This is a genomic window from Rhodococcus sp. NPDC076796, assembly GCF_040702765.1.
Classification (GTDB): domain Bacteria; phylum Actinomycetota; class Actinomycetes; order Mycobacteriales; family Mycobacteriaceae; genus Rhodococcoides.
In genome coordinates, this window is sequence record NZ_JBFBMS010000001.1 from 412084 (window position 1) to 437839 (window position 25756).

Consider the following 25756-nt stretch of genomic DNA (forward strand, 5'->3'; position numbering starts at 1 on the left):
CCTGCACAGGCTTCTCTTACGGCGATCGAAACTGCCCACCGGCAGTCTCGCCACCTTGCATCTCGGCCCGAAGGCCCGCAGGTGCAACACCCTGCCCGAAAGGCACTTTTCATCACTATGACGACCCCACAGACTTTTTCTGCACTCGGCGTACCCCAGGCCATCGCGGATGTACTCGCGAGCCAGGGCAAGACCGAGGCATTCCCCATCCAGGCCGATACGCTCCCCGACACACTGCAGGGACGCGACGTGCTCGGACGCGGAAAGACCGGCAGCGGCAAGACACTCGCCTTCTCCATCCCGATGGTCGCTCGCCTCGCCGGCCAGCTCCCCGGTAACCGCAAGCCCGGCCGCCCCCGCGGCCTGATCCTCGCGCCGACACGTGAGCTCGCCACTCAGATCGCCGTCGCGATCGAACCCCTCGCCTCCGCGTACTCGCTGAAGGTCACCACGATCTTCGGTGGTGTCTCGCAGGTCCGTCAGGTGTCCGCGCTCAAGGGCGGAGTCGACATCGTCGTCGCCTGCCCCGGTCGCCTCGAAGACCTGATGAAGCAGCGTCACCTCACCCTCGACGGCGTCCAGATCACCGTCCTCGACGAGGCAGACCACATGGCCGACCTCGGGTTCCTGCCCGTCGTCACCCGCATCCTCGCTGCCACCCCGGACAAGGGCCAGCGCATGCTGTTCTCCGCGACCCTGGACAACGGCGTCGACAAGCTGGTCAAGCGCTTCCTGCACAACCAGATCACGCACTCCGTCGATGAAGCCACGTCACACGTCGAGGCCATGACGCACAGCGTGTTCGAGGTCGACGGCGTCGAAGCCAAGAAGAAGCTCGTCCACCAGCTCGCCTCCGGCACCGGACGCCGCATCCTGTTCATGCGCACCAAGCATCAGGCCCGCAAGCTCGCCAAGCAGCTCACCGACGCCGGAATCCCTTCCGTCGACCTGCACGGCAACCTCTCGCAGGCCGCACGTGACCGCAACCTCGCCGCGTTCTCCTCCGGCCAGGCTCGTGTTCTCGTCGCCACCGACGTCGCAGCCCGCGGCGTCCACGTCGACGACGTCCAGCTCGTCGTCCACGTCGATCCCCCGGCCGAGCACAAGGCATACCTGCACCGTTCCGGCCGCACCGCACGCGCGGGAAGCGCCGGAGACGTTGTGACCGTCGTCCTGCCCGAGCAGCGCAAGGAAACCGCAGTTCTGCTGCGCAAGGCCGACATCAAGGTCACGCCCATCCGCGTCACCGCAGACTCGCCCGCAGTGGCGAATCTCGTCGGCGAGCAGGCCCGCTACGTCCAGCCCGCACCGAAGGCCGAGCAGGCACCGGCTCGCACCGCGAATCCTCGCAACAGCAACAACGCGCGACGCGGCGGCCCGGCTCGCTCCGGTGGTCAGCCGCGCAGCGGTGGTCAGCCGCGCAGCGGTGGCGGTGGCCACAGCCGTCGCGCAGCAGGACCGGCCACAAGCCAGCGCAGCCGCTGACCCAGCCCGTGCGCACGCCCAAGTCCGGTCCCCTCGGTCCGCAGGAGATGGCGACCTCTGCCGTCATGAGCAGCTTCACCGTCGCGTTGACGGTGATCGGTGTGTTGGTACCGATGGCGACGATCCTTCAGGTCGTCGCAGCGATTCCCATGTCGGTGGTCGCGCTCCGGTATCGGACTCGCGCACTGGTCACCTCTGCGGTCGCCGGCACCCTCGTCGGATTTGTCGCGGCCGGTACCCAGACCGCCATCAGTGTCGCCAGCGCTGCCCTACTGGGCGGCCTGGTCGGGCGGGCGAAGCGCAAGAAGCAAGGACTGTTCGGCGTTCTCGTCACCTCGATGGTCGTCGGGCCGGCGCTGGGCGCCCTGACCGTGCTGATGCTGCTCGTTCTCGTTCCGCTGCGCGAGCTGTTTCTCGAGACTCTTCGCAACACCTTCGAGGGCATTTCTCGACTGCTCGAGCGCACATCGGCGCTGCAAGGCGTTGCCGACGTGATCCGCACCGGCTCCACGACCGTGCTCGACAACTGGTGGTGGTGGGTAGGCGGGTCGATCGCCTTCGGCATCGTCACCGGAACGCTGTTCGCGTGGCTCATCCTCACCGCGATCCTCGACCGCCTCTCCACCATTCCCACCCCCGAACCTCTGGGCTCGAGCGCCGACGACGAGATCGGGCCGCTACCGGTGACACTCACCGCGGTCGGATTCCGCTACCCGGGAAGCACGACGTCCGCGCTGACCGGCGTCGACCTCCGCATCGAAACCGGTGAATTCGTGGCGATCGTCGGCCACAACGGTTCCGGCAAATCGACGCTGACGCGGATCCTCGCCGGTCTCGAACCGTCGGAGGGAACTGTGGACAGGCCCGGCTCGACCGGTCTTGGACGGTACGGCGGCACGGCGGTGGTGCTGCAGCGCCCCGAAAGTCAGATCCTCGGCACCCGCGTCGCCGACGACGTGGTGTGGGGACTTCCGCCCGGCGATTCACGCCCCGACGTCGAAGCCCTGCTCGACGAGGTCGGCCTCGGCGGCATGGGAGCGCGCGACACCGCCTCCCTGTCCGGTGGCGAAATGCAGCGACTCGCCGTCGCCGCAGCACTCGCTCGCCGTCCGGCGCTTCTCATCGCCGACGAGGCAACCGCGATGATCGACGCCTCCGGGCGCGAACATCTGGTCTCGCTCCTCGCCGAACTGCCTCGCAGGCACCAGATGTCGGTGGTGCTGGTCACCCACCACGTCTCCGAGACCGTCGCCGCAGATCGCGTCGTACATCTGCACGAGGGCTATCAGGTGCAGCACGACACGACGTGGATGCACGCTCGAACGGAGAATCCTGCTGCTCTGCACGACAATTCGAGTGAACGTCTCCTCGAACTGAGCGGCGTCGAGCACACGTACAACCGCCGCACCCCGTGGGCGCAGGCAGCACTGAACGGCGTCGACATCACCGTCAAACGCGGCGAGGGTGTGTTGATTCTCGGTGGCAACGGTTCGGGCAAATCCACTCTCGCCTGGATCATGGCCGGCCTCACCGGCCCGACCAGTGGCACCGCCCGGCTCGGCGGCAAGGCGATGACCTCACGCGTCGGCGATGTCGGGCTCGCGTTTCAGCATTCTCGCCTGCAGTTGCAGCGGCGCACCGTCTCCGAGGACATCGCTGCCGCTGCCGGTCCCGAAACAGGTTCTGCCACAGTATCGGCCGCGATGGATGCCGTCGGCCTGGACAGGTCGTTGGCCGCTCGCGACATCGATTCGCTCAGTGGTGGTCAGATGCGACGCGTGGTGCTGGCCGGACTGATTGCGCGTCGGCCTCGGATGCTGGTTCTCGACGAACCCCTGGCCGGGCTCGACCCTCCCGGACGCGACGACATCATCGGCGTTCTCGCCGGACTGCGCGATCGCGGAGTCGCCATCGTCGTCATCTCGCACGACGTGGACGGCATGGACACCGTCTGCAGCCGCACCATCACGATGGCCGACGGCCACATCGTCTCCGATTCGATCCTGGGGAGCGTGCACTCGTGACCACCGTCGTATTGCGTCAGGTCCCGCGATTCTCACCGATCCACCGCCTGTGGGCCGGCACCAAACTCGTCGTCGTGCTGCTGCTGAGCATCACTCTCGTGGTGGCACCGACGTGGCCCGCCCTGGGAATCGTGTTCGCACTGTTGGTCATCGCCGCGATCATCGCGCATGTCCCGATCACCGCACTGCCGCGTCCGCCGTGGTGGATCTGGGCCTTGTTCGGCGTCGGCGCTCTGATCAACCTGCCGATCGGCGGCGCGGCAGTGCTGGTGTATCTGCGCGCAACGCTGTTCATCTTCGTCCTGCTCGGCGCATCGATGATGATCGGCTGGACCACCTCGATGAGCGACATCGCCCCTGCGGTCTCCAAACTGGGCACGCCGCTGAAGAAGCTGAAGTTGCCCGTCGACGAGTGGGCGATCGCCGTGGCGCTGAGCCTGCGGTCGCTTCCACTGCTCATCGAAGAGATGCGCACTCTCAACGCTGCCCGACGCCTGCGCCCCAAGCCGGTCGTCAACAGCGCGTCGGACAATTCTCTGGTCGACATGGTCACGACGGTGATGTCGGTTGCCATCAGACGGGCCGACGAAATGGGTGGGGCCATCACCGCCCGCGGAGGCACCGGAATGATCACCGCCACCGAAGCGCGTTTCAAGGCCTCCGACGCGGTGACGCTGACCGTGGTGACTCTGGCGTGCTCCGCAGCCATCGCGATCAGCTTCCTGTGGAGCTGACCTACTCGCCCGCGAGACGTTCGGTGCGCGAGTTCAAGGCCTTGACGAACACGTCCGGGATGTCTCGCGGATCCTCGGCGACATAGCTCGTTCCGCCGGTTACAGCCGAGATCTGTTGCAGCGCAACCGGATCTGCATCACCGGTGACGCCGACGGTGATGATCACGATGGGGCGCACCGGATCCTGTTCCTGCTGCAGCGACGCCAGCAGCTGGTCGAGGGAGATACTGCCCTCGTCTTCGTTGGCTCCGTCGGTCAGGATGATGACGCTGTTGACGTAATTGGGGTCGTATCCCTCCTTGACGCGCCGAAACGCAGCCAAGGTGGTGTCGTAGAGCCCGGTTCCGCCTCCGACGAGAGCCGGGAGGCCTCGGATCGAATCGAGAATGGCGTCGCGCTGCGACTTTCCGTTGAACGTACCGTCGGCCTTACCCATCGGCACCAGCTCACGGTAGTCCTGCTTGCCACCACCGAGTCCGATCGAGAACGCCCACAACCCCATCTGCGTCTGATCGCTGAAGAGCGAGTTGGCACCTATCGACGCGTCGACGGTCAGCGCGATACGCGTGGAGTCACCCGATTTCGCGGCCATGGAACCCGACACGTCCTCGACGACGAGAGTGCGCAGCGGTAGCGCGAGCACGGCCCAATCCCGCAGCGTCGTTTCGATGGACAGCGGGTTCTTGATCTCGAGCGACGCGACGGACCCGACGCCTCGGCCGTCGGGAAGTGGTGTGCCACTCGATGTCCGGAAGCCGGCTGCGACCAGGGTGTCGGCGGCCGACGCGGTGGCGAGAACCGAGCCCAAGGCAGCTCCGGCCTGCTTGACGCGGTCGTACTCGGGGCCGGCAGGTGCGGTCACGGCGAGCGGGTAGTTGAGGAAGTAGCTGCCGGTCGGCGGAACCGACTCCACCAGAGCCGATCCCGGATTGTCGGCCTCGTACGCGAGCAGTGCCTGTTCGGTGGCCACACTGGTACCACCGTCCGCGGCCACCTGGGCCACCAGATCGGGGGTGTCGTGTGGGGCGTCCGCGATCCGCCCGAAGTCCTGTGCCATGGGCACCAGTGCGGCCGACACGGCCTTGGCGTCGGAGATCGCCACCTCGGATTCGGCCAGCGCACCGAGGATCGCGGCATTCGAGGCGCTGCTGGTCAGTGGATCACCGATGCGTTGACCGGGAAGCTGGAGCACGCTGAGCCAGGTATCGGTCACCGGCACGGCATCGGACTTCGAAACCAGGACCGGCAGTGTGTTCGCGACGGAGGTCTTGGCCAGCTCGGGTAGCGCTCCGGTCGAGCGGAGTGTCTTGAGCAGCCACAGCGTCGAATCCGGGATCCACAGGTCCGGGCGATTTTCGGCACCCGCGATCTCCGTCGCCGTATCGGTGGGACGTTCTGCTCGCACCTCGAAGTTCACGCAACCGCGCTCGACCTCGCCTGCCTGCGCGAGAATCTGCTGCACCGGATCGGCGATGGAGGTGTCCACCGCGAGCGAGACCGTGTCGAGGGAATCGCAGGAGTTCGCACCGGATGCGCGCACCGCTTGCACTCCGAAGAATCCACCGACCACGACGACGACGGCCACCAGGGCGACAACCGCCCAGATGACGGCCGACCCGGACCTGCGCGCACTACCGCTGTGACGTCCCGACATCTATGCAAACCCCCTGCTCGCCCCCCGGTTGCGCTCACAGGACGAGAGCAACCGTACGCACACTCAGAAGTGACGCGACGCACAGCATAGTAGCCTTCTCAACGACCGGAGCGGCTTCTGAGCGCATTGACGAACACGTTGGGGATCTCCGCAGGATTTCGTGCGACGAAGCTGGTACCTCCCGTCGCGGCCGAAATCTGTTGCAGTACACCGGCATCTGCATCGTCGGTGATGCCGATGGTGACGATGACGACCGGCTTGGACGGGTCCTGCTCGGCGCGCAGGGTCGACAGCAGCTCGTCGAGCGAGATGCTGTCGGGGTCCTCATTGGTGCCGTCGGTGAGGATGATGACGCTGTTCACGGCATCGGGGTCGTAGCCCTGCTGCACGGTACGGAACGCGGCCAACGTGGTGTCGTACAACCCGGTACCACCGCCGACCAGGGACGGAAGGCTGCGGATCTGCTGCAGCAGCACCTCGCGCTGACTGGTGTCGCCGACCTGTTCGTCCATTCGCCGAATCGGAGCCAACTCTCGGTAGTCCTGAGAGTCGCCACCGAGTCCGATCGAGAACGCCCACAATCCCATCGACGCGTTGTCGGGGAACAGCCGGTTTCCGGTCTCACTGGCCTGCACCGTCATGGCGATACGTGAATTCGCCCCGGCGCTGTAGTTCATCGATCCGGAGACATCCTCCATCACGAGAGTGCGCGACGGAAGCGCCAACACCTGGTACTGCCGCAGCGTCGACTCGGCGGCCTGCTGATCGGCAATCGTCAGGGGCGTGACATCCCCGATGCCACGATCGGAATCGAGAGGGGCAATGCCCGCGGACCGGAACCCGGCCTCGGACAGAGCCTGCTGCCCCTGTTCGGATTCGATGGCCGTGGCCAGTGCCGTCCCGACGGACTTCGCGGACTCGTGTCGATCGCCTGCGGGTTCGGTCACCGCCAGCGGAAAGTTCAGAAAGATGGTGCCCGACGGCGGCACCGTCGCGCCAAGTTCGACGCTCTTCTCCTGCTGGTAGGCCAGGAAGGCCTGCTCGGAGACCACCGCGACACCTCCGTCGGCGACGAGATCGTCGAGCCGCACCGTCGGATCGGCCTCCCCGCGCGTGGCGGCCTGAGCCTGAGCGATGGGAACGAGCGCCGCCGAGACCGCGTCGAGGGCGGTCTCGTCCGATCCTGCTTCGGCGACCGCGCCCAGGATGGCCGCGTCGGATGTGGTGTTGGCCAACGGGTTACCGATGCGCAGACCCTCGAGCTTCAATGCGGTGAGCCAGGTGTCGAAGAACGGCACTTCGTCCTTGCGGGCAGCGAGCACAGCCGGGCTGCCTGCCACCGACTGACTGGCCAGATCGATCAACGACGCTGTGGACCGCACGGTCTTACCGATCCACAGTGACGAATCCGGAACCCAGAGCGAGGGAACATCGTCGCCTTTGGCCACCGCGGCCGAGACCTGACCCGACTCGGTGGCGGTGACCTCGACACCGGCACAACCCAGGTCCTCGGCGGAGGTGTTGTCGACGATCTGCTGCAGCACCGGCGCGATCGCCGGATCCGCAGCCAGCGAGTAGGACTGCGTGTCGCCGCAGGCGGACCCGAAGGCCTTCAGCGCGAAAAACGCGCCGCCGCCGACCACGAGCAGCAGAACTACGGCGACGACGCCGTACTTGGCGATTCCTCGGCTGCTCGAGGTGGACGACGGGGCACTGTGTCTACCTGGCATGGCGCGCTCCTACTTCATCGGTCGTTCCACAGGCTCCACTCCTGCCCCGTCAGCCGTAGATCTTGACGAACGTCTTCAGCGAGTTCTCGATATCGCCTTTGAGAGCGCGCGCGACGCCGGAGCCGATCGGACCGAACAGTGGTGCACCGCCGAGATTGACGTCGATGGTGATCTCGGAGCCGTCACCCTTGGATTTCACGGTCAAGTTCAGGCCGATCTTGACGCCGCCCTTGCCGTTGCCCTTGAGCTCGAGCTTCTTGGGCGGATCGTAGGACTCGATCTTCCAGGACACCCGGTTGCGCATGCCCTTCACGCTGGCGATGGAGTCCAGGGTGGTGCCGACGGCCAGCTGTTCGGGCAGCTCACCGCGCCACGCTTCGTGGATGGAGAGCCACTGCTCGTAGCCGGACAGATCGGACGCGTGCGCCCACGTCTGTTCGGGGGTCAGCGGGACGTCGAGGGAAACCTTCAGCTTGGCCACAGCAGGGATGGTAACCGCTGAACGAAAAATGTCCGTGTGAGGCCTTGCTCACACGGACATTTTCGATCGAACTGCTATGGACTAGTGAGCGCTGGCCTTTTCCGCACCGATACCGGTGAGGGAGCGAACCTCCATCTCGGCCTGCTTGTCGGTGCTCTCGGTGTCCTTCGAGATCAGCGTTCCGACGATGCCGAGGATGAATGCCAGCGGGATCGAGACGATGCCGGGGTTGGAGAGCGGGAACCAGGCGAAGTCCGAGCCGGGGATCATCGACGTCGGCGATCCGGAGACGGCCGGGGAGAAGACGATCAGCACGATGGTCGAGATCAGACCGCCGTACATGCTGAACAGTGCGCCGGTGGTGGTGAAGCGACGCCAGAACAGCGAGTACAGGATGGTCGGCAGGTTCGCGGCTGCAGCGACGGCGAAAGCGAGTGCCACCAGGAACGCGATGTTCTGACCGTTGGCGAGGATGCCGAGGCCGATGGCGAGCACACCGATGACGACGGCGGTGATGCGGGAGACCTTGACCTGCTTCTTGTCGTCGACCTTGCCCTTCTTGATGACGCTGCCGTAGATGTCGTGGGCGAACGACGCCGAGGCGGTGATCGTCAGGCCGGCGACCACGGCGAGGATCGTCGCGAAGGCGACCGCCGAGATGATGCCGAGCAGAATCACGCCGCCGAGCTCGAAGGCCAACAGCGGAGCAGCGGAGTTCTGACCACCGGCCGAGGCCAGGATGCGGTCGGGTCCGACGATCGCTGCGGCTCCGTAGCCGAGGACGAGGGTGAACAGGTAGAACGCACCGATGAGCGCGATGGCCCACACGACGCTGCGGCGAGCTTCCTTGGCGGTGGGCACGGTGTAGAAGCGCATCAGCACGTGCGGCAGACCCGCGGTACCGAGGACGAGTGCGAGACCGAGCGAGAGGAAGTTGATCTTCGAGGTGGCACTGCCGCCGTACTGGGCACCGGGCTCGATGACGTCACGGGCCGCCACGACATCGTCGGCCGATCCGGCCACCATCGCCTGAGCGCTGCCGAGCAGTTCGGAGAAGTTCATGCCGAACTTGGCGAGAACGAGAACGGTCATGAACGCTGCGCCGGTGATGAGCAGAACGGCCTTGATGATCTGCACCCAGGTGGTGCCCTTCATGCCGCCGATGAGCACGTACGCGATCATCAGCACGCCGACGATGGCGATGACGATGGACTGTCCGGTGCGGTCGGAGATGTCGAGCAGCAGTGCGACGAGTCCGCCGGCACCGGCCATCTGCGCCAGCAGGTAGAACAGCGAGACCGTCAGCGTGGACAGTGCGGCCGCGGTGCGAACCGGGCCCTGCTTGAGCCGGAAGCTCAGCACGTCCGCCATGGTGAATTTGCCGGTGTTCCTGAGCAATTCGGCGACGAGGAGCAACGCGACGAGCCAGGCGACGAGGAAGCCGATGGAGTACAGGAAGCCGTCGTAGCCGTAGACGGCGATGGCACCGGCGATACCGAGAAAGCTGGCCGCCGAGAGGTAGTCACCGGCGATGGCGACGCCGTTCTGCGGTCCGGAGAAGCCGCCACCTGCGGTGAAGAAATCCGCGGAGGTCGCATTCTTCTTGGATGCGCGGATGACGACGAACATCGTCACGAGGACGAACGCACCGAAGATCGCGATGTTGACGAGTGGTTCACCGACTGTGGTGTCGGTGGCCTGGGCAAGAATGTTCACGACTTGGCTCCCTGGGAGGCTTCCATCTCGGCGCGCAGGGCTGCGGCGCGAGGATCGAGTTCACGGTTGGCGAACTTCACGTAGATGCCGGTGATGGCGAATGTCGTGACGAACTGGCCGAGGCCGAGCAGCAGACCGACGTTGATGTTGCCCCACACCTTGGTGGACATGAAGTCCACGGCGTAGGTGCTCAGTAGCACGTAGATGACGTACCAGACCAGGAAGAACCCGGCCATCGGGAACACGAAGCTACGCAGACGACGTCGGAGTTCCTGGAACTCGGGACTGGCCTGCATGTCGACGAACGCTTGCGCGTCCGGTGGCGAACTGGTTTCCGGTGCGGTCACCTTGGACTCCTGAAGTAGATGTGAGCTGTAGCTGACTCGGAACATTAATGAGAGTCAGGTCACAAAATCAGGAGGTGGTGTCGATCACACGATGGGCTGCGGGTGTGTGCGCCGAGCGGTCGAGAATGGCAGTTGAGCGGGCGAGAGTGGAGCCTGCGGAACGACCCGAAAACGCAGTTACAGTTCGCGCTCGCGATCTTTGCCCATGTCGAGGCCTTCCGGCAGGTGCAGTCGCGCGAAGATGCGGGAGATGTCCGACGGGACGGTTTTTCGGGTGGCGAGGCTGACGGCGATCATCGAGGCGAAGGCGACCGGGACGCTGACGGCCGCGGGATAGCCGAGGATCGCTGCCGCCCAGCCGCCGAGGACGCCGTCGGAGATGGGGGTGACGACGGAGATCGATGCGGCGACCAGTGAGATGCCGCCGCCGAGAAGCAGTCCTGTTGCCGCCCCGGCCGCGGTGAGTCCGCGCCACCAGATGCCCAGCACCAGCAGTGGGCACAGGGTGGACGCGGCGACGGCGAAGACGAGCCCGACGGTGCGCGAGAGGTCGAGTGAGACAACGCCGATCGAGAGCGCCAACGGAACGGCTCCGGCGAGGATCGCCGCGACGCGGAAGTCTCGGACCTTGCCCGAGAGGACGTCGGTACTGAGCACTCCCGCGATGCTGACCAGCAGTCCGGAGGAGGTCGACAGGAAGGCAGCTATGGCGCCTGCGGCCACGAGTGCGGCGAGCAGTTGGCCCGGTATTCCGGACAGCACCGAGCCGGGCAGCAGCAGCACTGCTGCGTCGGATGCTCCGGTGATCAGCAGTTGCGGCACGTACAGCCGGGCGAAGACGCCGAGCACCGTCGGGAACAGGTAGAACATGCCGAGCAACGCCAGGACGGTGAGCGAGGTCAGCCGCGCCGCTCGGCCGTCCGGGTTGGTGTAGAAGCGCACCAGCACGTGCGGAAGGCCGAGGGTCCCGAGGAACGTGGCCAGAATCAGCGAGTACACCTGATACAGCGGATGGGCCCCGCCCAGTCCCCCGCCGGGCATCGCCCACGCCCGGTCGGTGGTCGGCGCTCCCGCGACGACGGGAACGGGCGATCCGGCGTCGAGCGTCAGCGACGTGCCCGAGCCCAGTCGGTGTTCGCCCGCGTCCAGCAGGACTCGCCCGTCGACGCTCTCGTCGTCGAGGGTTCCCGTAACGGCGACGACGATCGGCGAATCCACCTGCACGAGAACGTCGGTGGTGATGTCGACGACGGTCTGCTCGGTCACCGTCGGCGGGGCCGGACTGCCGACGCTGCGGTCGTCGGCGAAGAAGTGCACGGCCAGCACCAGCGCCGGGATGGCGATCGCGGTGAGCTTGAGCCAGTACTGGAACGCTTGGACGAAGGTGATGGAACGCATGCCACCGCCGACGACGTTCGCGATGACGATCAGCCCCACTGCCAGGGCACCGACCCAGCCGGGCACTCCGAGCAGAATGTTCAGGGTCAGGCCCGCGCCCTGGAATTGCGGCACCAGGTACAGCGCGCAGATGACCACCACCACCAGCATCGCTACGGTCCGCAACCATGGTGCGCCGAGCCGGAATTCGACGAAATCGGGCACCGTGTACGCGCCACTTCTGCGCAGCGGTGCCGCGACGAACAGCAGCAGACCCAGGTAGCCCGCGGTGAAGCCGACCGGATACCACAGCGCATCGGCTCCGTACTTTGCAATGAGCCCCGCAACCCCGAGAAACGATGCAGCAGACAGGTATTCACCGCTGATGGCGGCGGCGTTCCAGCGTGGCCCGACGGTACGCGAGGCCACCAGGAAGTCGGAGGTGGTGCGAGCCAGCCGAACTCCGTAGATGCCGATGCCCACCGTGGCCACGGCGGCCACCAGCAGCGCGATCACCGTCGCGATCGGAATCGATCCGTTCACCGAATCCGCCCCTGCTCGCCCTGCCCTGCACGGGAACGGCGCACTTCGCGGACCGTAGCGAAATCGACGACATCTCGGGTCGTGCAGTGGGACGATCTACCGATGCAGTGGACGAGCGCCACCTGATGTCCGTGACGGCAGCCGTCTCTGCGTGTCTTCCGTTGGCGGCCGGGGCGCTGATCGCACACCTGCCCACCACGGCAATGGCTGCCGCCCTGACCACACTCAACACCGGTTCCGTACTCGCTCGGTTCACCGCCGGATGGCTGGTCGGCGTCACGGTCGTCGCCACGGCGGGCTTGGTGGTCGTGGACACCGCGGTGGTGGCCTCGGACTCGTCCGACTGGGTGCGATGGTTGAGAATCGCGCTCGGCGTCGCTCTGCTGATCCTGGGTGCCCGCAAACTGATCGAGCGCGTACGACACGGCCCGGCCCGCGAGGAACCGGGATGGGTGGACAGAGCACGTCGCCTCGACGGTGGCAGGGCATTCGCGACCGCGTTCCTCCTCGGATCGGTCAATCCGAAGAGTGTGGTCATCGCACTGTCGGCCGTGGCGGTGATCGTGGACGCGTCCTCGGCCGTGGCCGTCCAGGCGGCGGCGCTCGTGGTGTTCGTGGTGGTGTCCAGCCTCGGCGTCGCGGCACCCGCACTCGCGTTGCTCGTCTTCCGCGACCGTGCCCGCCGGCCATTGAACGCGGTCGTCGACGGATTCATCGCGCACAGTGGCCTCGTTCTGGCCGCGATCCTGTTGGGCCTCGGCACGTACATGACATCGAACGCCCTCTGATCCCTCCGCGACGTCAATCATCGGTCAAGGCGGTGAAGTCCTGCTCGTTGCGTTCGGCTCGACGCGTGTACACCCAGCCGACAGCGAACAGCAACGGATAGATGGCCACCCCCAACACCAACCACGGCAGACCGATGCCGAACGGCGCGACGTCGGTGAAACGGGCGAGGAGCATGCCCAGCAACGGAATTGCGAACAGAATCGACAGCGTCATCACCGCCAGGCGCACCGACAGCAACAGCTGCGCGCGCACCAGGCTACGGACCAGGGCGTCGCCGACCTCGGTTTGCTCCTGCACTTCGACGCGGGTGCGCACCATCCGCGCGCCGCGGCGTTGCGAGAGCACCACCCGCTGCCGGTGTGGCTGGCTCATCCTGTCACCTGGAGGACCACGATTGCAGCGGACCGCGGACCAGTCTGTCCTTGAGTTCTCTGGCGTGCCGTCGGCTCACCGGCAGTTCGCAGGCAGCGAGGTTTCCGCTGGCCCGCAGACACACCACCAGACCCGAACCGACGCTGCGAATCCCCGTGACCAACCGCAGCGAGACCAGGTACGAGCGGTGCACGCGGAGGAATCCGGCATCAGCCCAGCGACTTTCGAGGGCCGAGATCGGGATCCGCACCAGGTGCGAGCCGTTGGAGGTGTGCAATCTCGCGTAGTCGCCGTCGGCCTCCACCCACGCGACCGACGACCGGTGCACCAAGGTGGTGGTTCCACCGAGTTCGACGGGGATGACCTCGTCGGCCGCGGGGTCCGCGGACTCCGCGGGGCGACGCCGCGCGAGCAGCACTCGACGCAGCGCCTCGGTGAGTCGATCCTCTCGCAACGGCTTGAGCAGGTAGTCGACGGCACCGAGATCGAAGGCGGCCAGTGCCCGGTCGTCGTGGGCGGTGACGAACACGACGGCCGGTGGCCGCGCGAATGCCGACAGGATGCCGGCCAGTTCGAGCCCGTCGAGTCCGGGCATGTTGATGTCGAGGAAGACCGCGTCCACTGGCTGCGCGGAGGTCTGTTGGAGCTGCCGCAGTGCGGTGGTGGCGTCCTGGGCGGTGAACACCTCGGCGACGGTGTCCTGCTGGCGCAGCAGAAAGGCGAGTTCGTCGAGTGCCGGGCGCTCGTCGTCGACGGCGAGGACGATCAACCCACGGCCGGGGGTGGTGTTGGCAGGCTGCGTCATGCTCGCACACCGGGCCTGAATTTGGGCACACGCATGCTCACTTTGGTGCCTGCGCCCGGTGCGGTGTCCACTACGAGACCGTAGTCGTTTCCGAAGGCTGCCCGCAGCCGATCGTCCACGTTCGCCAATCCGACATGGGCTGCGTCCTCGGTGTGCAGGCTTCCCGAGCGCAACACATCGGGATCCATCCCCACACCGTCGTCCTCGATACTGATCACCGCGTCGGTGCCCTCGTCGGCGGCGATGATCGTCACGCGGCCGCCGTCGGCCTTCCCGGACAGGCCGTGCCGGACGGCGTTCTCGACGAGCGGCTGCAGCGCGAGAAACGGCAGCGCGACGCCCAACACCTCGGGCGCAACCTGCAACGTGACCTGTAGGGAATCACCGAAGCGGGCGCGTTCGAGCGTCAGGTACCGATCGATGTTGCGTAGCTCGTCCGCGAGCACCGTGAACTCGCCTGCGTTGCGGAACGAGTAACGGGTGAAGTCGGCGAACTCGAGCACCAGCTCCCGCGCCCGATCCGGGTCGGTGCGCACGAACGACGCGATCGTGCCGAGTGCGTTGTAGATGAAGTGCGGGCTGATCTGTGCGCGCAGCGCCCGCACCTCGGCGCGGTCCAACCGCGCCCGGGAGGCGTCGAGTTCGGCGAGCTCGATCTGGCCGCAGGCGTAGCGCGCGACCTCCGCGATGGCCCCGAGCATGCCCGGTCCGGGCTCGGCGACGACGGCTGCCCCCAACACCCCGACCACCGGAGACTCGTCGACGACCAACGGCTGCACCACCAGCGCTCGGACCTCGTGGATCGAACCGAGCGGCAGACGCACCAGCACGCGCCGCTGCCCGTCCACCGCCCGTTTCGCCGCCTCGACGAAGGCCGGTGTCAACTCGTCCCACGGGCCGTCCCAGGCCAGCAGTGAACCGTCGGGATCGCAGATGCCCAGTGCGTCCGCACCGGTCAGCAAACGCAGATGCGGCGCGGCGGCGGCGGCCGACCGAGTGTCGAGACCGTCGCGCAACGGCTTGGCCGCCAGCGAGGCGGTGTGCAGGGTGGCGTGGACGGCCCGCTCGGCAGGTGTGGTGAGGTCCCGTCGACCGCGCAGGCTGATCACCGCGATGACCGAGACGATCACGGCCACGATCACCGCCAACGACGCCAGTGCCGCGGTCATCGCGCGCACGTGGTCGAGGTGGGCACGTTCAGGAAGCGTTCGACGAGCCAGTCGACTCCGATGCCGTTGGCGGCCAGTTCGGCATGGCCCTGCTCCGGTTCGGAGCGAAACTCGACGTCGTCGCCCAGCGCGCAGGCCTCGGCCACCGCGTCCCTGGTCCACTGGGGGTCGATGAGATCGTCGCGTTCGCCGACCAGGACGAACAGCGGTACTTCGGTGCGAGACGTCGGTACCGCAACCGATTCGAGCCACTGCGTCATCCGATCCGATGCCTCCGCGGTGTCCGGGAGGGCATCCGCCGGATCGAGGACGGCTCCGGCGTCGGCCTTGGAGAAGCCGAGCAGGTCACTGCAGGCGGTCAGTGCGGTCACATTGTCGGCGAACGTGCCGCGGATGTAGTCCGAGCGTTCGGCACTCGGATCCACGGCGCGCAGACCCGCGTAGAGATACGGCACCAGCAGTTGACGCGACACGGTCTGCTCGGTCTCGGGTGCGAAGAATCGCTTCAGATCGGCCGTGGGCGAAAGCGCCGCGGCACCGACCAGTTGCAGACCGTCGCCGTAGTCGCCGCTGCGCTCGGCTGCCGCCCAGACCGCTTGTCCGCCTTGGGAGGTACCCACTGCGCCCCACCTGGTGCCGACGTCGGGAACCACGTTGCGGGCCGCGCGCACTGCGTCGATGACGTCGTACGCTGCGCCGTCCCGGTCGAGGTAGGCGGGATCTCCCGGCGTCCCGAGCCCCTGATAGTCCGTCACCACGACCACAGTCCCGCGTTCGAGGAACGGGGTCACCAGGCCGATGGTGCCCAACAGGTTCGGGTACAGCGAGGGCGCACACTCGTCGGTGACACCGGTGGTTCCGTGCCCGACGGAGACGATCGGCCAGCCTCCCGGCGGCGCAGACCCCTTGGGCACGAACACCGTTCCCGAGGCCTCGGTGCCGCCCCCGGTGACTCCGTCGGTGGTGCGGTAGACGATTTTCGTGGCGGTCCCGCCGAGGTAGGCGACACCGATGTCGACTTGCCCGAGCAGCGTCGACGAGACGATCTCACCGCGTTCGAGGCCTTCGGGTGCCGCGACTGGAGCAGGGGCGGGGGCGTCGGGTTCGGCGGTGGGAGTGCTGCACGCGGCAAGGGCGAACACCAGTGCCGCGGCGGCCACCAGTCCGGTCGACCTCACTGTCTCTGCGCTCCTACGGTGTACGTCGTGCGATGCGAGCCTGCGCCGCAATTTCTTCCACGTCCAAGCCATTCAACACTGCCCGCAGAGCTTCGTCCTCCAACTCCCCCGAGTCGCGGGCCGCGATGAGCGCCGCCCGCTGCGCGACCAGGACGTTGTGCCGCAGCGAATCGAACAACGCCCCGGCCGCCGCGATCCGCTTCTCGCGATCCTCGGTCTCGTCGGCATCCAACCGAGCGCGCACCGAGCGTCGGACGCGCTCGATCACCTCGTCGACGCGCTCGCTGTCCACTCCGGCAATTCCCTCCTTCGCCGCGCGCTGGAGGTAGTCCTCTGCCGCCGTACGGGCAATGGCCTGCGAGAGCAGCCGCTGATTGTCGTTGCGCTGCTGCTCGAGTGGATCGGCGACGTCGAGGCGGCGGATCAACAGTGGAAGCGTCAGACCCTGCAGCAGCAACGTACCGACGGCGACGACGAAGGCCACGGCCTGAATCACTGCGCGCCCGGGGAATTCGTCGCCGAGCACCGTGGTCAGCGGTATACCGGCCGCCGCAGCGAGCGTGACCACCCCACGCATACCCGCCCACGAGAGCACCAGGTTCTGCTGCCACGTCAGACCCGCATCGCCCGGCGATGATCGCCGGAACAGCTTGCGAAACAACACGTTTCGACCGGAATTGACGAAGATCCACGCCGGCCGAACGGCCATGACGACCACGAGCACCAGCAGGGCATAGGCGAACACGTGGTGGACCGGCAGCCCCTCCCGCTGCACTTCCTCGATGACGAACTTCAGCTGTAAACCCATGTAGGCGAACACGAATGCTTCGAGCAGAAGATCCAGCGTCGGCCACACCTGCCGTTCCTGAACCCGAGTGGAGACCGAGACGTCGGCGGTGACGCGGCCCAACACGAAACCGGCGGTGACGACGGCCAGCACACCGGAGGCATGCAGCTCCTCGGCCGCCAGATACGCCGTGAACGGCAGCACCAGACCGAGCACGGTTTCCAGCGCCGAGTCCGCGATGCGATTGCGGACGAAGCGCACGATGCGCGCCAGGATCAACCCCACCAACACGCCGCCCACGATCTCGTACAGGAAGAACAGCACCGGTGAGCCCAATTCGATCCGACTGCCCGTCACCGACGCGACGGCCAGGGTGAACAGGGTCAGCGCGGCCGCGTCGTTCACCAGGGACTCGCCGGTGAGGATCGCCATCATCCGCGCGGGCAGACCGAGCTTGCGGCCGACGGCGATCGCGGACACCGCGTCGGGCGGGGCGACGACGGCACCGAGCACCAGGGCCGCGCCGAGAGTGAGCTCCGGGATCAACAGATTGGCGAACCAGCCGACGGCGAGCGTCGTCACGATCACCATGATCAGACCGAGTCGGAGAATCTGGCCGAGATTGCGCCGGAAACTGACGAACGAGAAATCCAACGCGGCGGAGTACAGCAGCGGCGGGAGCACCACGCCGAGGATCAGCTGCGGCGACAGGCTGACGTGCGGCACCCCGGGAACGAACGAGGCGATGGATCCTACGGTGACCAGGACGAGCGGGACCTGCAGATCGATGCGCCTGGCAAAACCAGCGACCGCGATCGCGAAGATGACTACGAGAAGAAGAATCGGTCCGTCCACCCCGACGATTGTGCCGTCAGCCGCACCGTGGGGTACGACCGACGGCCACGATCATCGACGCGAGGAGACCGGAAGGTCCTACTTGTCCGGAATTGCCTTCTTGACTGCGTCCTGAACCTTGTCGACCTTGTCGGAGTACTTGCCGTCGGTCTTGCTGTCGATGAAGTCCCCCGCCTTCTCCACGACGTCGTCGATCTTGTCCGAGTTCTCGGCCGCAAGGTCCTTGCCCTTGTCGACCATGCCCTTCAAATTGTCTGCGAAGCCCATGACTCTCTCCTGTCGCTAGAGTGATCGAACACCTGGCAGCTTACGTTTTGTACTGTCTGTTGCGTAGAGCCGATCCGAATCGATGGGCAACCTCGACGAGCGCGATGCCGATACCGCCGATGATCAATGCACTGCTGGTCGCGCCGACGTTCGACGGATCGAGCTTGAAGAAGGTGCGGCAGAACGGGATCGCGAACAGCAGCAGGTAGCCACCGACCGACCCACCGAGCAGCAGGATCTTCCACCAGTTGTAGGGCCGCGCGACGACGGCCAACACCCACAGCGCGATCATGATCAGGGTGATCAGCGCGGTGGTACTGGCCTGCGTCACCTGGGTCTCGGTGGCGTTCGGGCCGGCGTAGACCAGCAGGTAGGAGACGAACGTGCACGAGCCGACGATCAGTCCGGACGGGACGGCCAGCCGCATCACCCGCGAGACGAATCCACTGCGCGCCCGCTCGTTGTTGGGCGCGAGCGAGAGCACGAAGGCCGGGATACCGATGGTGAACCACGCCGCGATCGTCACGTGCCGTGGCAGGAACGGATACGGAATCGGCTCGAAGTGGAAGATCTGCGATGCCACGCCCGAGAGCCCGATGAGGAACGCCAGCAGTACCGAGTACACCGTCTTGGTGAGGAACAGATTGGAGACACGTTCGATGTTGCCGATGACGCGTCGCCCCTCCCCCACGACGTAGGGCAGCGTGGCGAACTTGTTGTCCAACAACACGATCTGCGCGACGGCTCGCGTAGCCGCACTTCCCGAGCCCATCGAGACGCCGATATCGGCGTCCTTGAGCGCAAGCACGTCGTTGACGCCGTCGCCGGTCATCGCGACCGTGTGACCGCGAGACTGCAACGCGCCCACCATCGCCCGCTTCTGATCGGGCCGGACGCGGCCGAACGTGGTGGAGTGCGCCAGAGTGTCGGCCAGCTTCTCGGAGTCCTCGGGCAGATCACGCGCATCGATCGGGGCGTCGCCGCCGGGTAGGCCGAGTGAACCGGCGACCGCGCCGACCGAGACGGCATTGTCGCCGGAGATGACCTTGACCTCGACGTGCTGGCTTGCAAAGTACTCCAGCGTCTCTCGGGCGTCCTCGCGCACCTTCTGTTCGAGAATCACCAGTGCACGCGGGGTGACGACACCGGGCGCGTTCGCGTCGTCGACGGCAGCGTCGGAGCTGGCGAGAAGCAACACCCGTAGGCCACGCGAGCCGGCCTCTTCGGCGCGACGAGCGATGTCGGAGGAGGCGTCTAGCAGCACGTCCGGGGCACCGAGCAGCCAGTGCCCGTGCTCGCCGTACGACAGTCCGCTCCACTTCTTGGCCGAGGAGAACGGGGCAACCGCAGTCTGCGTCCACCCGGGCGCGTCCGGATACGCCTCGCCGACGGCCTGCACACTGGCGTTCGGCCGCGGATCGTCGTGGGCCAGGGACGCGAGAGCCTGTGTGACCGAATCGGAATCGCGGCTGTCGATCAGCACCAACTCGGACAGCCGCATGCCGTTCTCGGTGAGGGTGCCGGTCTTGTCCGCACACACCACGTCGACGCGGGCGAGGCCTTCGATCGCAGGCAGCTCCTGCACCAGGCACTGCCGTTGACCGAGCCGGACCACGCCCACCGCGAACGCGATCGACGTCATCAGCACCAGGCCCTCGGGGACCATCGGGACGAGCGCGGCGACCATGCCGTTGAGCGCAGGACCCAAAGCCTGCCCGCTGGAGAACAATTGGTTGTAGATGATCAGCGCTCCGGCCGGAATCATCAGGTAGGTGATGAATTTGAGGATCTTGTCGATACCGCTGCGCAGTTCTGACTTGACCAGCGTGAACTTGCTGGCCTCCTCGGCGAGCTTGGCTGCGTAGGCGTCGCGCCCCACCTTCGTCGCGCGATACGCACCACTGCCCGAAACGACGAAACTGCCCGAAAGCACCTGCGCCGCCTGAAGTTTGTGCACCGTGTCGGCCTCACCGGTGAGCAACGACTCGTCGATCTCGAGGCTCGCGGTCTCGATCACCTCACCGTCGACGACGATCTGATCCCCGGGCCCCAGTTCGACGATGTCGCCGAGCACGACCTCGTCGGGCGGGATCTGCTTCGAGGTGCCGTCGCGTCGCACCTGGGGCTTGTTCTGCCCGACGATGGCCAGCCGATCCAACGTGCGCTTCGCGCGGATCTCCTGCACGATGCCGATGCCACTGTTCGCGACGATCAACAGCCCGAACATGCCGTCGATCACCGACCCCGTGGAGAGCACGATGATCAACAACACACCGAGAATGGCGTTGATTCGGGTGAACACGTTGCCGCGGACGATGTCGCGAACCGACCGAGAAGCTCGGGCCGGAACGTCGTTCGACTTTCCCTCGGCCCTGAGCCTGGCGACGTCCGCCTCGGTCAGCCCGGTGTCACGCTGCGCATCGGCGTCGATAGACATGCGTGCAGCCTAGTTGGGTCGTTCCTGCAGGCTCCACTCCTGCCCAAACCCGTCCGGTCAGCCCAGCCGAGCCCACCAACGATCGTCGTGCAGCGTTCGCGTGCCGTCTATTCGTTGCCCCGGCATCGGCACCGCCACCTGAACTCCGACGTCCTGTGCGGCGGCGTGCAGTCGCACTATCGGCTCCGACCACGGGTGGAAGGCGAGGTTGAACGTGGCCCAGTGAATCGGTACGAAGATGCCCGACGCCGTCAGATCGATGTGCGCCGTGACCGCTTCCTCGGGGTTCATATGGATGTCCGGCCACCGCACGTCGTAGGCCCCGACGGGCAGCAGCGTCAGGTCGAAGGGTCCGTAGTTGCTGCCGATCTCGGCGAACTTCGGTGTGTAGCCGGTGTCGCCGCCGAAGAAGACGCGTCGAACCGGACCGGCGAACGCCCAGGATGCCCACTGCGTCGAGTCCCGGGTCAGGCCGCGGCCGGAGAAGTGCCGAGCCTCGGTGCACGTGACGGTGAGGCCCCCGATGTTCGTCTGTTCGTCCCAGTCCAGTTCGATGATGCGGTCCTCGGGCACCCGCCACTTGCGCAGGTGAGCACCGATGCCGAGCGGCACGACGAACGGGGCCGACTGCGCGGCGGCCAGCTTCTGCACCGTTGCCTTGTCCAGGTGGTCGTAGTGGTCGTGGGAGATGACGATGGCGTCGACCTGCGGCAGATCGGTCAGCTCGACCGGGGTCGGATGCAGGCGCGCGGGCCCCACCACCGAGGACGGCGAGACGCGATTGCTCCACACGGGATCGGCGAGGACGCGATAGCCGTCGACCTCCACGAGCACACTCGAATGTCCGTACCAGGTGACGGCGAGCTCGCCCGCATCCACCGGAGCGATCGGCGGTGCCAGCGGAATCGGGCGTTGCGGCCGCCCCTTGCCGCGTTCGGTGAAGAGCGAGACGAGCATGTTCTTCTGACCCTCCTCGCCGCGGCCCGGCACGTAACTCGAACTCGGGTCGGAGTTGTGGAATCGGCGATCGCGATAGCGCGGCGACCCGGCCGCGTAGGGACTGATGTGCACGCGTCTGGCACCGATCGCCGACGGCAGCCCCCACGTCGCGCGCGCCAACCATGCACCGCTCAACGCTGCGGTGGCTCCCAGTACGAACTTCGTCTTCGTCACGAGCCCCAGAGTAGGCGGCGCCGACGTCTTCGCAGCTCACCCGTAGCCTTGCCGTAGAATATTCGCGTCGGTTTTGCTGCTAGAAGGGGAGACATTGAGTACCGAACAGCTCGAATTCCAGGCGGAGACGCGTCAGCTCCTGGATCTGATGGTGCACTCCATCTACTCCAACAAGGACAGCTTTCTCCGTGAACTGATCTCCAACTCCTCGGACGCGCTGGACAAGCTGCGCCTGGAGTCGTACCGCAACAAGGACCTGGACGTCGACGTCTCGGATCTGCACATCGAGATCGACATCGACGCCGCGGCCCGCACACTCACCATCCGTGACAACGGCATCGGCATGTCGCGCTCGGAGGTCATCGACCTCATCGGCACGCTCGCCAAGTCCGGCACCGCCGAGGTCCGCAAGAAGCTCAAGGAAGCCAAGGATGCAGCGGCTTCCGAGGAACTGATCGGCCAGTTCGGCATCGGCTTCTACTCCACGTTCATGGTGGCCGAGAAGGTCACGCTGCTCACCCGCAAGGCCGGCGAGAGCACGGCGACGAAGTGGGAGTCCACCGGCGAGGGCACCTACGAGATCACCGACGTCGACGACGCCCCGCAGGGCTCCTCGGTGACGCTGGCGCTCAAGCCCGCCGACGAAGAAGACCACCTCCACGACTACGCGTCCGATCGCAAGATCAAGGAACTGGTCAAGAAGTACTCCGACTTCATCGCCTGGCCCATTCGCATCGACGTCGAGAAGCGCGTCAAGAGCGAAGAGGAAGGCGGCGAGGACACCGTCACGATCGAGCCCGAAACGATCAACTCGCAGAAGGCGCTGTGGACCCGCTCCAAGGACGAGGTGTCCGAGGAGGAGTACAAGGAGTTCTACAAGCACGTCAGCCACGCCTGGGACGAGCCGCTGGAGGTCATCCCGTTCAAGGCCGAGGGCACGTTCGAATACCAAGCGCTGCTGTTCATTCCGTCGCAGGCACCGTTCGACCTGTTCATGCGCGAGAGCAAGGCGGGCGTGCACCTGTACGTCAAGCGCGTGTTCATCATGGACGACTCGCAGGAACTGCTGCCCGAGTACCTGCGCTTCGTCAAGGGTGTCGTCGACGCAGCGGACCTCTCGCTCAACGTCTCTCGTGAGATCCTGCAGCAGGACCGACAGATCCGCGCGATCCGTCGACGCCTCACCAAGAAGGTGCTCTCCACGGTCAAGGAACTGCAGAGCGAGCAGCCCGACAAGTACAAGACACTGTGGTCACAGTTCGGAACGGTCCTCAAGGAGGGCCTGATCTCCGACAGCGACAACCGCGAAACCCTCTTGGGCATCGCGTCGTTCGCGTCCACCAACTCCGAGGAGGGCGTGACCACCCTCGCCGAGTACGTGGACCGGATGAAGGACGGCCAGCAGCAGATCTACTACATGACGGGCGAATCCCGTCAGCAGATCGAGAGCTCGCCGCACATGGAGGCCTTCAAGGCTCGTGGCCTCGAGGTGCTTCTCCTCACCGATTCGGTCGACGAGGTGTGGGTCGGCAACGTGACCGACTTCGACGGGAAGTCGTTCCAGTCCATCGCCAAGGGCGAGGTGGACCTCGACACCGAAGAGGAGAAGAAGGAGTCCGAGGCCAAGCGCGAGGAGCAGGACAAGGAGTTCGCGGACCTGCTCACGTGGCTGACCGAGACACTCGGTGAAGACGTCAAGGAGGTACGCCTGTCGACGCGCCTGACGACATCACCGGCCTGCGTCGTCGGCGATGAGTTCAGCTTCTCCCCGCAGCTCGAGAAGATGTACAAGGCGTCGGGACAGTTCGTTCCGACCTCCAAGCGCATCCTCGAACTCAACCCCACCCACGATCTGGTGACGGGATTGAAGAAGGCCCGCGAGGATCGCAGTGACGATCCGCACCTCGCCGAGACCGCCGAATTGCTCTATGCGACGGCACTTCTCGCCGAGGGCACCGAGCTCAAGGACCCGGCGAAGTTCTCCCGATTGCTGGCGGATCGGTTGACGCGCACCATCTGAGCGGCTTCGCCGCATGTGAGCGGAACTTCGTAGTGGGCTACGAAGTTCCGCTCACATGGGTGGGTCACTGCGGAGGCAGGATGTGCTCCCCCGTCTTGTCGGTGCTGAGCGAGAGTGAACTGATGTACTGCTTCTCCCCGTTCGGCCCGGGGACGTTGGACGCGATCATGTCGGGTCGCTCGAATTCCATGCCGCTGACGTGGCACATCACGAGCGCATCGGACGGGTTGCCGTGCTCGTCGAACATCGGCAGATCGATACCGTCGTCCGTGCGTCGCAGGTAGTACTTGCCCTTGGTTGCCACCGCCAGGATGGGCGGAAGAACCAGTGCGAGAACGAGAGCCACGATGGGCGAATACGGTTTGATCGCAGATCCGAATGCCCCGAAGAAGACGAGGATCGACAGGATCGCCGACGCCGCCATCGACCCGAAGCCGACCGGATTGATGTTGTAGAGCATGCCGCGTCGGAACTCGGGCACCTTGGGCGAGAGCTTCAGGATGTACTTGTTGAATACGATGTCCGACGCCACCACGGCAATCCACGCGATACCGCAGTTGGCGTAGAAGCCGAGAATGCTGTTGAGGAAGTCGAACATGTTGGCTTCCATCAGGATAAGTGCGATGGCAAGGTTGAACAGCACGAACACCATGCGGCCGGGATACGTCTTGGTGAGGCGGGTGTAGGAGTTGGTCCACGCCAGCGACCCGGAGTAGGCGTTGGTGACGTTGATCTTGATCTGGCTGATGACGACCAGGATCACCGCGAGGGTCATCGCGAGCCAACCCGGCATGAAGTTCTCGTAGATCTCCAGGAACTGGTGCACAGGCTCGTTGGCGATGGTCGAACCGTCGACGACGTTGGCGATCAGGTACACGGCAAGGAAGAGACCGACGACCTGCTTGAGTGCACCGAAGATGACCCAGCCCGGACCGGCGAGAAGCACTGCAGTCCACCAGCGTCGGGAGTTCTCGGGAGTCTTGGGTGGCATGAACCGCAGGTAGTCGATCTGCTCGGCGATCTGCGCGATCAACGACAGACACACGCCCGCCGCGAGCATCACCGATCCGATGTTGACGCCCTTACCGTCGGCACCGTCCTGACCGCCGTAGGCGAGGAACTCCCCGACCGAATCGGGATTGCTGATCACCAGATAGACGAACGGCAGCACCATCAGCACCAGCCACAGCGGGGTGGTCCAGACCTGGAGCTTGGCAAGGGCTTTCATGCCGTAGATGACCAGAGGAATCACCATGATCGTGGACACCGCGTACCCGATGGGCAACGGTATGCCCAAGCCGAGTTCGAGTCCCTGCGCCATGATCGAACCCTCGAGCGCGAAGAAGATGAACGTGAACGTCGCGAAGATGACGTTGGTGACCACCGACCCGTAGTAGCCGAATCCGCTTCCGCGCGTGATCAAGTCGAGATCGATGTTGTAGCGAGCAGCGTAGTAGGCGAGCGGAAGTCCGGTCAGGAAGATCACCACGGCGAACACCAGGATGCCCCAGAGTGCGTTGCCGGTTCCGTACGAGATTCCGATGTTGGCACCGATGGCGAAGTCCGCGAGATACGCGATACCGCCGAGCGCGGACGTCGCGACAACACCGGTTCCCCATTTACGGTAGCTACGCGGCGCGAAGCGCAGCGTGTAGTCCTCGAGCGTCTCTTTGAGCGCGGTGTCTGTCGGCGCAGGCTGTACGGCGGTCATGGGTCAACAACGTAGAACCGCCACGTTGCCGGGGTGTCTTGGAAAGATGTAGCTGCTGTTACTCACTCCGACGATTCGGACATCCGGCGCGATACGCGTCGT

At 65.7% G+C, this 25756-nt stretch carries 20 protein-coding genes; 5 read left to right on the forward strand and 15 right to left on the reverse strand.

The annotated features are described in order from the left end of the window. The first annotated feature begins 117 nt into the window (after positions 1 to 117). The 3 genes from AB0366_RS01975 to AB0366_RS01985 are packed head-to-tail and all read left to right on the forward strand — an operon-like array spanning position 118 to position 4243. Entirely contained in the window at positions 118 to 1485 is a 1368-nt protein-coding gene (locus AB0366_RS01975; RefSeq protein WP_366242498.1) for a DEAD/DEAH box helicase, read from the forward strand. A gap of 8 nt (positions 1486 to 1493) precedes the next feature. Continuing rightward, positions 1494 to 3509, forward strand: a complete 2016-nt coding sequence (locus AB0366_RS01980; protein WP_366242499.1) for an ATP-binding cassette domain-containing protein — start codon at positions 1494 to 1496, stop codon at positions 3507 to 3509. Next, positions 3506 to 4243: an energy-coupling factor transporter transmembrane protein EcfT gene (locus AB0366_RS01985; RefSeq protein WP_366242500.1), complete on the forward strand. Its 738-nt coding sequence runs from the start codon at positions 3506 to 3508 to the stop codon at positions 4241 to 4243. Before AB0366_RS01980 ends, AB0366_RS01985 begins: the two co-directional genes overlap by 4 nt. Position 4244: 1 nt before the next feature. Here AB0366_RS01985 and AB0366_RS01990 read toward each other — a convergent pair whose 3' ends face one another. The 6 genes from AB0366_RS01990 to AB0366_RS02015 form a co-directional block, all read right to left on the reverse strand. Further along, entirely contained in the window at positions 4245 to 5897 is a 1653-nt protein-coding gene (locus AB0366_RS01990) for a VWA domain-containing protein (RefSeq protein WP_366242501.1), read from the reverse strand. 98 nt (positions 5898 to 5995) lie between these two features. Continuing rightward, entirely contained in the window at positions 5996 to 7627 is a 1632-nt protein-coding gene (locus tag AB0366_RS01995) for a substrate-binding and VWA domain-containing protein (protein WP_366242502.1), read from the reverse strand. 49 nt (positions 7628 to 7676) lie between these two features. Further along, positions 7677 to 8108: an SRPBCC family protein gene (locus AB0366_RS02000; protein WP_121870710.1), complete on the reverse strand. Its 432-nt coding sequence runs from the start codon at positions 8106 to 8108 to the stop codon at positions 7677 to 7679. 81 nt (positions 8109 to 8189) lie between these two features. Then, positions 8190 to 9824: a cation acetate symporter gene (locus tag AB0366_RS02005; protein ID WP_366242503.1), complete on the reverse strand. Its 1635-nt coding sequence runs from the start codon at positions 9822 to 9824 to the stop codon at positions 8190 to 8192. Continuing rightward, positions 9821 to 10120 (reverse strand): DUF485 domain-containing protein, encoded by a 300-nt coding sequence (locus AB0366_RS02010; protein ID WP_032378306.1) that lies wholly within the window; start codon positions 10118 to 10120, stop codon positions 9821 to 9823. The genes AB0366_RS02005 and AB0366_RS02010 overlap by 4 nt, the downstream gene beginning before the upstream one ends. Before the next feature lie 228 nt (positions 10121 to 10348). Beyond that, complete coding sequence (locus tag AB0366_RS02015) at positions 10349 to 12091, reverse strand: cation acetate symporter (protein ID WP_094613447.1); 1743 nt, start codon at positions 12089 to 12091, stop codon at positions 10349 to 10351. An 86-nt stretch (positions 12092 to 12177) separates the two neighbouring features. On the opposite strand from AB0366_RS02015, the gene AB0366_RS02020 reads away from it, so the two are divergent. Beyond that, positions 12178 to 12879, forward strand: a complete 702-nt coding sequence (locus tag AB0366_RS02020) for a GAP family protein (protein WP_366242504.1) — start codon at positions 12178 to 12180, stop codon at positions 12877 to 12879. A gap of 13 nt (positions 12880 to 12892) precedes the next feature. Here the strand turns inward: AB0366_RS02020 and AB0366_RS02025 are convergent, their stop codons facing one another. The 8 genes from AB0366_RS02025 to AB0366_RS02060 all read right to left on the reverse strand — a co-directional run bounded on the left by AB0366_RS02025 (position 12893) and on the right by AB0366_RS02060 (position 21923). Then, positions 12893 to 13252, reverse strand: coding sequence for a hypothetical protein (locus AB0366_RS02025; protein WP_366242505.1), 360 nt, complete (start codon positions 13250 to 13252; stop codon positions 12893 to 12895). A gap of 4 nt (positions 13253 to 13256) precedes the next feature. After that, positions 13257 to 14057 (reverse strand): LytTR family DNA-binding domain-containing protein, encoded by an 801-nt coding sequence (locus AB0366_RS02030; RefSeq protein WP_366242506.1) that lies wholly within the window; start codon positions 14055 to 14057, stop codon positions 13257 to 13259. Further along, complete coding sequence (locus AB0366_RS02035) at positions 14054 to 15226, reverse strand: histidine kinase (protein ID WP_366242507.1); 1173 nt, start codon at positions 15224 to 15226, stop codon at positions 14054 to 14056. Before AB0366_RS02035 ends, AB0366_RS02030 begins: the two co-directional genes overlap by 4 nt. Next, on the reverse strand, positions 15223 to 16404 hold the full coding sequence (locus AB0366_RS02040; RefSeq protein WP_366242508.1) for a lipase family protein: 1182 nt from the start codon (positions 16402 to 16404) through the stop codon (positions 15223 to 15225). The genes AB0366_RS02035 and AB0366_RS02040 overlap by 4 nt, the downstream gene beginning before the upstream one ends. Before the next feature lie 13 nt (positions 16405 to 16417). Next, on the reverse strand, positions 16418 to 18046 hold the full coding sequence (locus tag AB0366_RS02045) for a Na+/H+ antiporter (RefSeq protein ID WP_366242509.1): 1629 nt from the start codon (positions 18044 to 18046) through the stop codon (positions 16418 to 16420). A 78-nt stretch (positions 18047 to 18124) separates the two neighbouring features. After that, complete coding sequence (locus AB0366_RS02050; protein ID WP_121870717.1) at positions 18125 to 18313, reverse strand: antitoxin; 189 nt, start codon at positions 18311 to 18313, stop codon at positions 18125 to 18127. A gap of 40 nt (positions 18314 to 18353) precedes the next feature. Then, entirely contained in the window at positions 18354 to 20750 is a 2397-nt protein-coding gene (locus AB0366_RS02055; RefSeq protein ID WP_366242510.1) for an HAD-IC family P-type ATPase, read from the reverse strand. A 57-nt stretch (positions 20751 to 20807) separates the two neighbouring features. Then, positions 20808 to 21923, reverse strand: a complete 1116-nt coding sequence (locus AB0366_RS02060; protein ID WP_366242511.1) for an MBL fold metallo-hydrolase — start codon at positions 21921 to 21923, stop codon at positions 20808 to 20810. A gap of 94 nt (positions 21924 to 22017) precedes the next feature. On the opposite strand from AB0366_RS02060, the gene htpG reads away from it, so the two are divergent. Continuing rightward, on the forward strand, positions 22018 to 23943 hold the full coding sequence (htpG, locus tag AB0366_RS02065; RefSeq protein ID WP_366242512.1) for a molecular chaperone HtpG: 1926 nt from the start codon (positions 22018 to 22020) through the stop codon (positions 23941 to 23943). 64 nt (positions 23944 to 24007) lie between these two features. Here the strand turns inward: htpG and AB0366_RS02070 are convergent, their stop codons facing one another. Further along, positions 24008 to 25654: a hypothetical protein gene (locus AB0366_RS02070; RefSeq protein ID WP_366242513.1), complete on the reverse strand. Its 1647-nt coding sequence runs from the start codon at positions 25652 to 25654 to the stop codon at positions 24008 to 24010. Positions 25655 to 25756 lie beyond the last annotated feature (102 nt).

What these genes read in the sequence shown, in the direction of transcription:
- AB0366_RS01975 (WP_366242498.1), top strand. Translation starts at nt 118, where the DNA reads ATGACGACCCCACAGACTTTTTCTGCACTCGGCGTACCCCAGGCCATC.
- AB0366_RS01990 (WP_366242501.1), bottom strand. Translation starts at nt 5,897, where the DNA reads ATGTCGGGACGTCACAGCGGTAGTGCGCGCAGGTCCGGGTCGGCCGTC.
- AB0366_RS01995 (WP_366242502.1), bottom strand. Translation starts at nt 7,627, where the DNA reads ATGCCAGGTAGACACAGTGCCCCGTCGTCCACCTCGAGCAGCCGAGGA.
- AB0366_RS02010 (WP_032378306.1), bottom strand. Translation starts at nt 10,120, where the DNA reads ATGCAGGCCAGTCCCGAGTTCCAGGAACTCCGACGTCGTCTGCGTAGC.
- AB0366_RS02025 (WP_366242505.1), bottom strand. Translation starts at nt 13,252, where the DNA reads ATGAGCCAGCCACACCGGCAGCGGGTGGTGCTCTCGCAACGCCGCGGC.
- AB0366_RS02030 (WP_366242506.1), bottom strand. Translation starts at nt 14,057, where the DNA reads ATGACGCAGCCTGCCAACACCACCCCCGGCCGTGGGTTGATCGTCCTC.
- AB0366_RS02035 (WP_366242507.1), bottom strand. Translation starts at nt 15,226, where the DNA reads ATGACCGCGGCACTGGCGTCGTTGGCGGTGATCGTGGCCGTGATCGTC.
- AB0366_RS02050 (WP_121870717.1), bottom strand. Translation starts at nt 18,313, where the DNA reads ATGGGCTTCGCAGACAATTTGAAGGGCATGGTCGACAAGGGCAAGGAC.
- AB0366_RS02055 (WP_366242510.1), bottom strand. Translation starts at nt 20,750, where the DNA reads ATGTCTATCGACGCCGATGCGCAGCGTGACACCGGGCTGACCGAGGCG.
- AB0366_RS02070 (WP_366242513.1), bottom strand. Translation starts at nt 25,654, where the DNA reads ATGACCGCCGTACAGCCTGCGCCGACAGACACCGCGCTCAAAGAGACG.